This window comes from Clostridium sp. YIM B02555, assembly GCF_022320955.1.
Taxonomy (GTDB): domain Bacteria; phylum Bacillota; class Clostridia; order Clostridiales; family Clostridiaceae; genus Clostridium; species Clostridium saccharoperbutylacetonicum.
This window is the reverse complement of the sequence record NZ_JAKJJY010000024.1, coordinates 92,351-104,725: the sequence shown is the minus strand read 5'-3', so window position 1 is coordinate 104,725 and position 12,375 is coordinate 92,351. Positions and strand designations below refer to the sequence as shown.

Here is a 12,375-nt window from a genome sequence, read left to right as displayed (position 1 = left end):
ACCTAGTTGATTAGTCTGTTTCAAAAGTTATCCACAGATTGTCCAACAATATAATTTCCTAAAGAATAAAAAAGCATTTATAAATTAACATAAATGCTCTAAAAATATAACCTTTTATTTTCCGCAGTTAAAGTTATGAATTAAACCTATACCCTGTTCCCCAAAGAGTTTCAATATAATCTGGGTTTCCAGGATCTTTCTCAATCTTTTTCCTTAACTTTTGTATGTGAACAGCTACAGTTGCTGTATCTCCAAAATACCCTTCTCCCCATATTCTATCAAATAGTTGATCTTTAGTAAAAACTATATTAGGATTAGAAGCTAAAAAAACTAAAAGTTCATATTCTTTTGTGGTTAGAATAACTTCTTTTCCATTTACGAAAACCTTATGAGAATCTGTCATTATCTCTAAAGCTTTGTGAGTAATAACACTGGCTTGAGTTTTATTTCCTGATAATCTTTCATATCTAATCATATGAGATTTTATTCTGGCTACTAATTCTGCTGGACTAAAAGGTTTGGTTAAATAATCATCAGCTCCAAATCCCAATCCTTTTATCTTATCAATATCCTCACTTCTTGCTGAAACAATTATTACTGGTATTTCATATTTTTTTCTAATTTCTTCTACTATTGAATATCCATCTTTACCAGGAAGCATTAAATCAACAATAACGAGATCAAATATACCCATAAGTGCTCTTTTTAAACCCTGATTTCCATCTTGAACTATTTCTACTTTATACCCATTTAATTGAAGATATTCTTTTTCTAATTCTGCAATGTTTATATCATCTTCAATAATTAATATTTGTTTCATAGACCTACTCCTTTTTGTTGCTTATTGGAAGTTCTATTGTGAAAATACTTCCTTGCCCCATAATACTAGTTGCATAAATTTTTCCTTCATGAGCTTCTACCATTTCCTTTGCAATTGCAAGCCCTAGACCTGTACTCATAAAATCTTTTGTACGTTCAGTATCTATGCGATAGAATCTATTAAATATATTTGAAAGTTTATCTTCTGGAATTCCAGGGCCATTATCCTTTATTTCTACTTTAATCCATTCAGCTTCATTGTTTAATCTTACTTCTATTACAGCATTTTCTTGATCCCCATACTTTACAGCATTACCTATAACATTTCTAATAACTTGATACATTCTTTTTCCATCTATATTAACCTCTAATTCTTCAGTTAACTTGTCTTCAAATTTGAATTCAATATTTTTCTCTTTAAGAATAAACTCAAATTCTTCCATAAGATCTCTCATGAATGGCCTTATTTTCACTATTTCAAAATTAAAATCTAATTTCTGCATATCTAATTTTGAAAATAAGAACAAATCATCAATAAGATTATTTATATAAACAGTATTATTATGAATTATATTTAGATAATTATTTACCTTATCTGGTGAAGTAACCACCCCATCAACTAAGGCCTCAATATATCCGTTAATTGAAGTGATAGGTGTTTTTAAATCATGAGAGATATTTGCTATAAGTGCTTTTCTATTTTCTTCATATTCCAGTTTCAGCTTTTCAGAATTCTTTAAGCTTTCAGCCATTTTATTAAAATCATATATTAAAAGTCCAATTTCATTATGTATTTCATTATCAATCTTTACATCATAATTACCTTTAGCTATCTGTTCCACTCCATCTTTTAATTTTTCTATCGGTCTCATAATTCTCTTTTCCATTCTCATGGTAATATATGTCTGAAAAATTTGATGAATGATAAAAACTGCTCCAAAAAATATAGTGATTGCTTCCACATTAACGAACTTAAATATGCAAAAAATTAATACAATACTTATTAATAGTCCTATAGGCCTCATCCATCTTAAATATCTGTGTATTTTTTTAAATTCATTAAATTGCTTATGATGTGATTCATGATACAATTTTCTATGCTCGTAGAATAATTCATTACGTATTTTATTTAATTCATTGAGTTTCTCAAAATATTCCTCATGCTCTTGGTGAAATTTATTCTGAAACTTGGAATACATTCTTCTTCTAAATCTTCTAATCTTGTCCACCACCTCAAAATTAATTTTAATTATCACAATAATTATAACATTACAAAACAATTTTCAATCGATTTATTTATCATATTAATATAACTATTATAAAAATAAGGAGTATGCCATTCTAGAATTTCATACCCACTGGTATAAACGCATACCCCTGTCTATTTTATTTCTTTAATAAAAGTATAGTTTTTACTGTAGATATCCAATTTAAGAATCAAACTTATAAGTGGAATATACATACATCGTTGAGAAATTATAATCGTAACACTACACTAGAAATTACATACATATTTGTGCAAGCGGCATATGAAATTAAGCTGTGATGGTTATTAGTGGAAGGTTGTTCCACTTTCTGCTTGTCATAAATTTACTTTAGGAACATGCAGAAATGGGTGCATCCTTCCACTTAGAACCCATCCAGCGAAAATTTCATTAGTCCGCTGTAATAAATATGTGTTTAATTTCGGTAAGTTCCGCATATGTCTAATTCTTGCTTTGGATATCTATATTACCAAACCAATTCTAATAATCCATTTACAGTATCTTCACCCTTAGATGAAATTTCAATTTTCTCAACTTCATTATTTTTATTAGCATATATCTTCAATACTGGATCACTGTTTTCAGAACATAATAATTTTTTTATAAATTCATGATGCTTATGAAAACCTCTTTCATTGCCTTCCTTCATTTGTTTTATATGCTCCATTATCTTTTCTTCATCCATTCCTTTATGACATTCCTTATGCATATCCTTAATTTCTTTAAATACTTCTTTTAACTCTAAAGATATAATAGATTTTTCATCTAATTCTTCAACTTGTACATTATTTAGTAAATTTAATATAAAAGTAACTTTTGAAAGCTTACTTTTTATTCCACCATGACCATGCATTCCGTTCATTTGCATTCCATGCTTATGCATATGCATTCCTCTATGGAATCCATGATGCGGACAATCCTTTATATTAAATTCAGAAATACTTTCATGTTTTACTTTTTTACCTTCTGCATCTACATCAACATTTACATTAGCTTTTGTTTCTCCACTTTTAGTATTGGTTTCAAATTCGTTAGAAAATGAAAATACCTTAACATCTCCTTTAGTTGCTTCCAATTTAAATTTTCCTTTAAAAACTTCCTTTTCCTTCATTGTTTTAAATACATCATGTAATACTTTAATTTTATTCATTTATAACGCCTCCTAAACTCATCAAGGAAACCTATCTTAAAAAACTCTTTTAAATTTAATAGTCTGTTATCTCTGTTTAAGCTTTTTAATGTTTTCCTTGTTGTTATGAATTCATTATAAAATCTAACTTTAAAAATCCTTTAAAGCAATTTTAAAAATTTTATAAACAATCTTAAAATAATATGAAAGTATCATCTATTATGTACTTCTTCACCACAATAATTCTATTATCAAGTACTTTTAGAAATTTATATCTTATGAAGTAACATACTTTAATTTAATCAAAAAAACAAGTCTCCCTAATATATAGCTATTAGAGATACTTGTCTTTATATTATTACTTCAATTTGAATTTACTTATTTTCCCTTTCAATTCATCTGAAATGCCTTCAAGGCTACTTGCATATTGCGTAAGTTCATCCATAGTAGCACTTACTTGTTGAGCTGAAGCAGTAACTTCTTCTGATATAGATGCTGATTCTTCTGAAACTGCAGCTATGTTTTCAATTTGAGATTTTACTTTTTCCTTATTTTCATGCATTTTCTCATTTAAAATTTTTATATCGTCGATTGAAGAAACTAAAGGTTGTATAGATTCTACTATCTTATTAAAAATGCCTTCTGTTTCTTTTATTGCTTCACCTTGAGCTTGAGATATCTCTTTACTTTGCTCCATAGAAACTTTTGTATTATTTCCATTAACACTTATTTCAGAAACAATAGCTTTTATCTCATCAGTAGAATTTTTAGACTCCTCCGCTAACTTTCTAATTTCATCAGCAACAACTGCAAAGCCTTTTCCAGCTTCTCCTGCCCTTGCAGCTTCTATGCTTGCATTTAATGCTAAAAGATTAGTTTGCTCTGTAATACTTCCTATTGCATCAGAAATATAATTAATTTTATTTATACTTTCTATCATTCCATTAACCATCTCTGCTGATTTGATAGAATTCTCCTTAGCATTTGTAGCTTTGTCTATTAAATCCCTAAGTATAACTATTCCTTGGTTACTTAGATCTTTTGTCTTGTTTGATAACTTATTAATTTCATGTGTATGATTATCAACTTCATCTATTCTATCGGATAATTCTTCAGCATTAGTAGATATATCAGTAGCAAATTGTGCCTGACTTGTAGCACCATTAGCTACTTCTTGTATTGCATTTGATACTGCTGAAACTGAAGACGTAGTTTCTTCCGACATACTTGCTATATTAACAGACGCTTCAACTAAATGTGAAGTAGTATCCTGAACACTTTCCAATAAACCTGATAAATTATCTAACATTTTATTGAAATCCTCACCAAGCTCTTTAAATTCATCCTTAGCTGTAATTTTAATTCGTTCTTTTAAATCTCCATTTGAAGCTTTGTTAATAATTTCTTTTAATTTATTTATTTCCTTCATAAGATATAGTGCTGCAATCACCCCAACAGCAATTCCAACAATAATTAACACAATTGAAACAGTAGCCATAGTTACATATATAGATGTTACATTGTCCTTTATTTCCTTGCTATCAATTATACCTATAAGCTTCCAGCCTGTTTTTTCATTAGTTTGTTGACATGCATAAAACACATTTCCGTTACTTGTAAAAGTGTACACACCTTTATCCTCTTTTTTAGCTGAGTCCCAGAATTCTAAATTAGTAATGCTATCTACTATCTCTTTATTTTTATCATTATTTACTATAATATCTCCATCACTATCTGCTAATAAAACATATCCTGTTTTTAACAAACCAATATTGCTAACATACTCTTGTACTGCATCAAGAGACATATCAATTACTATAACACCTATAAATTGTCCCGAATCACTCTTAACTGCCTGTGCAACCGTCATTACTTTCTTTCCTGATACAGCATCCTTATAAGGCTTAATATATATTAGCTTGCCATTTGCTTCCTTGGCTTTTTTATACCATTCTCTTTCCTTATAATTCAAATCCTTTAAAGTTAATACACCACTATCTAATACTAACTCTCCATTCTCCCCTGCAAAACCTGCATTAATAACACCACTTACTGAAGATTTAGTATCTTTAAATATTCCTTGAACATATTTAACTATAGTTGGATACTCTGCCTGTGGATTTGATAAATCTTGTATATCCATATTCTTAGCTATTATATCTATCTGAGTACCTAATACTTGCAGATACTGTGAAAATCCTTTATCAACTTCATTAATTGTTTGTATACTTGTTCTTTTCAAATTATCTTCTAATGAAGTCTTTGATTTATAGGCTGAAATTCCTCCTATCAATAATACCGGTACAACAATAAATGGAATAATTCCTGCTACAATTTTTCTGAATAACTTACTTTTTTTCTTCACGTATTAACCACCTTCAAATAATTCAAATTTTCAAACTAAATTTAGCATATAATATAAATAAACTACATATGCTCAAATACTATTATTTTACTACATTAATCAATAAATTTCACTTTTTTATAATCCTATAATTTTCTTCAAAAAACGTTTTCTCTATTTCTTTCTCTAAATATCATTGGACTAAGTCTTAAATTCATTTTTTCTAAAATCTTTATGGCATAAAATTCAACACAAGATTGAGACTAAAAAAAGTTGCTCTAATCAAAAGGCTGCTAAAAATGCACTTAATCATTTTTAGCAGTCTTCTAATTTAAAGTAATATCTCTAATATGTTTATTTCCAAGATATATCAGCATCTTTTCTTGGTACAGTTCTAGCATATTTTACATTTGGATATCCAATTATCATACAAGTAACTATTTGTTTATTTTCATCTATTTGAAGTAATTCTCTTATGCTTTCATTTCCTTCTGCTGCCAATGTAAAGAATCCACTGAAAAATGTTCCAAGCCCTAAAGCATTAGTCATAAGTTCCATATTTGAAGAAGCTAAGCTAGCATTCACTGTATTATCTGATACTACAAGTATTAATGCTGGTGCATTAAAGAATAATTTATCTCCAGTTGCAGGATTTTCTTTATAATCATTATACATTTTTATCCACATTTGAGCATATCTCTTATATGGTCTAGTTTTCTCATTTAAGTTATTTAATATACTTTCTCCTCTAGCCTTAAGACTTTCTAATACCATTTCTTTAAGTTGTTCTATGTTTTCTTTAACTACTATATAAGAAACATTTTGGCTATTAGTACCTGTTTGAGTAAACCTTCCAGCTTCAATAATCTTATTAAGCTTTTCTGCTTCAACATCTTTATCTTTAAATTGTCTTGTAGTTCTTCTAAATTTTATGAAATTTAATAATCTATCTGAATCTATTTTAAATTCATTTTCATTATATTCTTTTACATCTTCCATATTGTACTCATCTGTAGATACTGCTCCCTTAGGGCAAACAGCAATGCAGTGTCCACATTTAAAGCATGCAACATTTCTAATTTTAGCCTTATTATCAACTACTTCTATATCTCTAACAAAACAATCTTTAACACAAAGTCCACACCCAACACATTTTTCATTATCAACAATCATCATATTAAAATTACTCCTTTATACTTATTTATTACAATTTATAAGTTCTTTAACTAAATTTTCAATTGCATTTTCTCTTTGCTCTTTATTATAAAAATCAAAGCCCATTTCTTTTTTTATATTTTTAGCTTTTAAAAATATGTAATTTATATATCCAGCAATTAAATAATTTTTAGTCCATACCTTATGCATATCATTATTAAAAACTTCTTTAAGGCATTTATTATAGGATTCTTCAGAACTTAATAGATGCGCAGTTCCTTGATTATTTTCTAAATCATCTAAAATTGCTATTTTAGATATCTCTGGATTATCTGCAATAAAATTTATCACTTGTTTTAAAATAAAAGAAAGCCTTTCTGCTGGAGAAACAATTTCTTTAGCTCTTATTTTCTCTCCCAACTTTCTTGTTGCACATCCCATAACTTTTTTAATTGCCACACGAATTAAATTATCTTTACTTTGAAAGTGATAATTCACCATTCCATTTCCAAGTTCTGCTCCTTCAGTAATGTCTTTAACAGTAATTTCACTCGGCTTTTTACCTTCACATATCATTTTGATAGTTACATTTATCAATCTCTCTTTAGCATCATTATCTCCTATTTCTCTCACCTCTTCCGTAATATTTAAAACTCATAGCAAAAACTGAACGACATACAGTACATTATTCAGTATACCATTCAGTTTTTTTCTGTCAAGTAATAAAATATATTAAACAGTATTTGCTTTTTCTTAATTAAAGTATTGACAAAAACTTTTCAAATAAATATATTTTAATCAATCGATTGATTAAATTGATAAAAAGATTGAAATTATATCTAATTCTAATAAAAAAATATAAGTTTTGTAAAATAGATACTAATATAAATAAATTAATTGAGGTAAAAATTGTTCCTCCTAACTCTAATGGTATGATCTTTAAGCCTACTATTCTAAAGTTTACACCTAACAAGGAACTCCGATGGTTAGGTCGTCTTTTCATACCAGGGTTATTTGATGGTGAACATATATTTGAATTAATATCTAATAACGATGGAACTACAACTTTAATTCAACGTGAAAAATTTCATGGTATATTAGTACCTCTTTTAAAGAATTCCCTTTATAATACAAAAGATGGATTTGATTCAATGAATAAAAAATCAAGGAAATTTGCGAGATAAATTTGTAGACACTTATCACGTAAGAACTATATTCCAATTTATAAACATCTCATCACATTTGAATAAAAAAATGAGCATGAAATCAAGAAGACTAGAATGTGTTTTCTTGATTTTATGCTCTATATTTTTTCTTTATGAATTTTGTTATTCCATTACGTATTTAATATTTTTTGACGTGGACAGCTATTTCAATTGATGAATAAATAATCCACTTCTTAACTTTGGTTCAAACCAAGTTGATTTTGGTGGCATTACTTCTCCAATATCAGCAACATCCATAATATCATGCACTTCTGTTGCATACATTGAAAATGCTATTTTCATATCTTTATGAACTCTTTTTTCAAGTTCCTTAAGTCCCCTAATTCCACCAATGAAGTCTATTCTGTCTGATGTTCTTACATCTTCAATACCCAAAATAGGTGTTAACACATTGTTTTGAAGTATTGCCACATCAAGACTATCTATTGGGTCTTCTGGATCATATATTCCATCTTTTGCTTCTAACAAGTACCACTTATCCTCCACATACATCCCAAATGTATGCTTTTTAGCTGGCTTAAGTGGCTCCTCACTAGTTGATTCGGTAACAATAAACTTTTCTTGAAGTTTATCTATCAACTCATCTTTAGTCAAACCATTTAAATCTTTAACTACTCTATTGTAATCCATAACCATTAAATCATTATCTGGAAATGCAACTGCTAAGAAGTAATTAAATTCTTCTTCTCCTGTATAATTAGGATTTTCTGCTCTTCTCTTTAATCCAACTTTTACAGCCGAAGCTGATCTATGATGACCATCTGCGATATATAAATAATCTATTTCCTTAAATAAATCAGTTAATTCACTTATAATAATATCATTATCTATAACCCAAACTATATGAGTGATTCCATCCTCTGCAACAAAATTATATACAGGTTTTCTTTTACTTTCATTTTCAATCCATGCCTCAATTATCTCTGATGCAATTTGATCTTCTTTATAAGTCAAGAAAATAGGCCCTGTATTGGCATCACAATAGTCAACATGATTAATTCTGTCTTCTTCTTTATCTGCTCTAGTAAATTCATGCTTCTTTATAATATTATTCATATAATCGTCAATTGACGCACAGAATACTATCCCTGTTTGTGATCTTCCATTCATTATCTGCCTGTATATATATAAACAAGGTTTTTCATCTTGGGTGAATTCTCCTGTCGTAATCATTCTATCAAGATTTTCTCTTGCTTTTTCATATACCTTTGGATCATGTATATCTATTGATGGGTCTAAATCTATTTCTGGTCTATCGACATGAAGAAACGAGTGTGGATTTCCTATTACCATCTCTCTTGCTTCATCACTATTCATTACATCATAAGGTAAAGCCGCTATTTTTGATGCTAAATCTTGAACAGGTCTTATTCCTTTAAATGCCTTAATTACTGCCATCCAAAATTCCTCCTAAGCATTATAGATTAAAGAATTCCTTAACTACTGAAACTACTTCTTCACCAATTCTTGTTTGAGCTTCTTCGGTTGCAGCTCCAATATGTGGCGTAACACTAACTTTTTCATGGTTTATTAATTTTTCGTTTTTAGTTGGTTCTTCTTCAAATACGTCTATACCAGCTCCGGCAATTTCCCCATTATTTAGAGCTTCAAGTAATGCAGCTTCATCAACAACCTTCCCTCTTGCACAGTTGATTAGATACACTGTCTTTTTCATTAATTGTAATTCCTTCTTTCCAATTAATGAACCTGCTGCCTTATCATATGGAACATGAAGTGAAATAAAATCTGAAGTTTGTAATAACTCTTCAAATGTTATAAAATCATAATCTAAATCTTCATGCTTACCTTCAATTGTATAATATGCAACCTTCATTCCTAAAGCAGTAGCTTTTTTAGCTAAAGATTGACCTATTCTTCCCATTCCAACTATACCAAGTGTCTTGCCAGCAATTTCAGTTCCTTCGTATTTCTTTTTATTCCACTCACCATTTCTCATAGTATAATTAGCTATAGCAATATATCTTGCTAATGCAAACATATGACCAATTGCAAGTTCTGCAACAGAATCTGAACTTGCAGATGGAGTGTTTCTTACTGTTACTCCCTTATTCTCTGCTGCTGGAATATCAATATTATCTATTCCAACTCCAGCTCTAATAGCTAGTTTTAAATTTCCACCTTCTTCTGCCTTAAATACATCGGCAGTAAGCTTAGTAGCTGATCTTATAACTACCGCATCAAATTCCTTTAACTTTTCACCTAGTACATCTTGATTAAAATGTTCATTGACAACTTCTGCCCCAAGTGCCTTTAAAGCCTCAATCGCTGTACTTTCTAATCCATCGTTGGTTAATACTTTAATCATTTTAAAAATCCCCCTTGATTTCTATTACTTATTGCTTTTTATTTGCATAAGATTTCAAGACACACAAAAATAAACTATTATAGAATTAGATATCCTATAAAACTTATCTGAATTACAGGCCTAAAAAAAATAGCATAAATCTAAATTTCACTATATTTCTTAATAACTTTTAAATTTCTGCAATTGTAATAAAGCCTTTATATATTATAAATTTTTAAGCCCCAAATTTATAATATTTTCTGTATATTCTTAAAACTTATTTTTTTATATTCTACTACTTATTGATCCCAAATTCAATAGTTTATCAGTTAAATTATGATTTTAATTATGTTTTTATATTTTAACCCCCATAAATATGCCTAATTATTAAAAAGAGTTACCTTATTATATATTAAGATAACTCTAGTTTCACTTAAGGCACATGAAAATAAATAACAGGTCAAAAAATCGCTAATATAAGTTCCGTATTGCAGCATAGCTGCTCTTTATAAAGGTGTGTATATTTTTTTATATTTATCGTCCAAATATCTTAAGAAGTATTTTGTTGAAATATCTTCTCCAGTTACATTTTTAATTAATTCTTCTGGAGTATATCTAGCTCCATACTTATGGATCTTATCTTTTAGCCAATTATCTATATATGATAAATCTCCATTTTCTAATTCCGTAATAGCTAATTCATTATCTTTTAAAATTTGATTTAGAAATTGACCTGCATATATATTTCCTAATGCATAACTTGGAAAATATCCAAAATCTCCAGCAGACCAATGCATATCTTGTAATATGCCTTCACTGTCTGACTTTGCCTTAACACCTAAATACTCCATATACTTCTCATTCCAAATCCTTGGTAAGTCTTTAACTTCTATTTCCCTATTTATTAATTTCTTTTCAATTTCATATCTTATAATTATATGTAAACTATACGTTAATTCATCTGCTTCTGTTCTAATTAAGGATGGTTTAACATAGTTTACTGCTTCATAAAATTCTTTTAATTTAACTTTCTTAAAGCTTGAAAATTCTTTTTTAATGTATGGTAATATTATTTTTAAGAATTCTTCACTTCTTCCTACTATATTCTCATAAAATCTAGATTGTGATTCATGAATTCCCATAGATGCACCATGTTCAAGACCAGTTCCTATTAATTCATCAGAAATATGCTGTTCATATAATCCATGACCGCCTTCATGTATAACGCTAAATATATTTGATAGCAAATCATCTTCATGATAGTGGGTTGTTATTCTAACATCCTTATTTCCTAAGTCTAGTGTAAATGGATGCGTTGTCTCTCCCAATATTCCCGCTTCTCCATCAAATTTTATTAACTCCAACAAATATTTACTCAACTTTTTTTGCTTTTTTATTTTGAATTTATCATGAAGAAAATCTCTGTTTATCTTTTTATTGCTGGCTTCAATATATTTTAATAAATCTAGTATCCCCTCTTTTAATTCACCAAATATTTCATCTAACTTTTTAACAGTCATTCCTTCTTCATATCTATTAAGTAAAGCATCATATACATTTTCCTTATATCCATAATACTTTGCAAATTCTACATTAAAATTAATCATCTTTTCCAAATGGGGTTCAAATATTTTGAAATCATTCTTTTCCTTAGCTTCTTCCCAAGCTGCTTCAGACAAGGATTTAGCTATTGTATATTCCTTATAAGTTTTTTCAGGAATCTTTTTTGTTTCATCATATTCCTTCTTTAATTTTTTTATCATTGATCTATTTGTTTGTGACAGTTGATCCAACTTAGGCATAAAGTAATCTAGAAAGCCTTTAACTTCCTTTCCTGTTGATAGTTTAAATATTTCACCTGCTAAATATCCAAGAGTATTAGATCTTTGCTCTAAGGCTTTTTGGGGCATAGAAATTTTCATATCCCAATAAGCAAGAGCAGATAACTTATTTAATTCTTCAATTTTTGTAATATGCGCTCTTACTTCGTTTAACTTTTCAATTATTTCTTCTCTCATAAAGTGTCCCTCCTATTTAACTTATGCTATCAAATAAGTTCTTAATATCTATATCCATTATATTCTTAGTAACGAAGCTTATCTAGATATAAACTTATACATTTTTATGAAAAA

10 protein-coding genes are annotated in these 12,375 nt (G+C 28.6%); 1 reads left to right on the top strand and 9 read right to left on the bottom strand.

Annotated features, from left to right (window positions below):
* Positions 1-133: 133 nt before the first annotated feature.
* From L3B98_RS24250 to L3B98_RS24225, 6 genes are all read right to left on the bottom strand, one after another.
* Complete coding sequence (locus tag L3B98_RS24250; protein ID WP_077366557.1) at positions 134-820, bottom strand: response regulator transcription factor; 687 nt, start codon at positions 818-820, stop codon at positions 134-136.
* Between the two features lie 4 nt (positions 821-824).
* Positions 825-2,018 (bottom strand): HAMP domain-containing sensor histidine kinase, encoded by a 1,194-nt coding sequence (locus L3B98_RS24245; protein WP_238918552.1) that lies wholly within the window; start codon positions 2,016-2,018, stop codon positions 825-827.
* Between the two features lie 532 nt (positions 2,019-2,550).
* Positions 2,551-3,234, bottom strand: coding sequence for a hypothetical protein (locus L3B98_RS24240; RefSeq protein ID WP_238918548.1), 684 nt, complete (start codon positions 3,232-3,234; stop codon positions 2,551-2,553).
* A gap of 337 nt (positions 3,235-3,571) precedes the next feature.
* Positions 3,572-5,578 carry a methyl-accepting chemotaxis protein gene (locus L3B98_RS24235; RefSeq protein WP_238918547.1) on the bottom strand — a complete coding sequence of 669 codons (2,007 nt, stop codon included), beginning with the start codon at positions 5,576-5,578 and terminating at the stop codon, positions 3,572-3,574.
* A 333-nt stretch (positions 5,579-5,911) separates the two neighbouring features.
* Positions 5,912-6,733, bottom strand: coding sequence for a nitroreductase family protein (locus L3B98_RS24230; RefSeq protein ID WP_015395640.1), 822 nt, complete (start codon positions 6,731-6,733; stop codon positions 5,912-5,914).
* A gap of 21 nt (positions 6,734-6,754) precedes the next feature.
* The gene (locus L3B98_RS24225) at positions 6,755-7,345 is read right to left on the bottom strand and encodes a TetR/AcrR family transcriptional regulator (RefSeq protein ID WP_238918546.1); all 591 of its coding nucleotides are present in this window, start codon (positions 7,343-7,345) and stop codon (positions 6,755-6,757) included.
* Positions 7,346-7,527: 182 nt separating this feature from the next.
* Here L3B98_RS24225 and L3B98_RS24220 point away from each other — a divergent pair, with 182 nt between their 5' ends.
* Positions 7,528-7,896 (top strand): SRPBCC domain-containing protein, encoded by a 369-nt coding sequence (locus L3B98_RS24220; RefSeq protein ID WP_238918545.1) that lies wholly within the window; start codon positions 7,528-7,530, stop codon positions 7,894-7,896.
* Between the two features lie 183 nt (positions 7,897-8,079).
* Here the strand turns inward: L3B98_RS24220 and L3B98_RS24215 are convergent, their stop codons facing one another.
* The 3 genes from L3B98_RS24215 to L3B98_RS24205 all read right to left on the bottom strand — a co-directional run bounded on the left by L3B98_RS24215 (position 8,080) and on the right by L3B98_RS24205 (position 12,261).
* Entirely contained in the window at positions 8,080-9,336 is a 1,257-nt protein-coding gene (locus L3B98_RS24215; RefSeq protein ID WP_015395643.1) for a DUF1015 family protein, read from the bottom strand.
* 19 nt (positions 9,337-9,355) lie between these two features.
* A complete protein-coding gene (locus L3B98_RS24210) occupies positions 9,356-10,264 on the bottom strand; it encodes a D-2-hydroxyacid dehydrogenase (protein WP_238918544.1) in 909 nt (302 codons plus the stop codon).
* Positions 10,265-10,749: 485 nt separating this feature from the next.
* Positions 10,750-12,261, bottom strand: a complete 1,512-nt coding sequence (locus L3B98_RS24205; RefSeq protein WP_238918543.1) for a carboxypeptidase M32 — start codon at positions 12,259-12,261, stop codon at positions 10,750-10,752.
* Positions 12,262-12,375 lie beyond the last annotated feature (114 nt).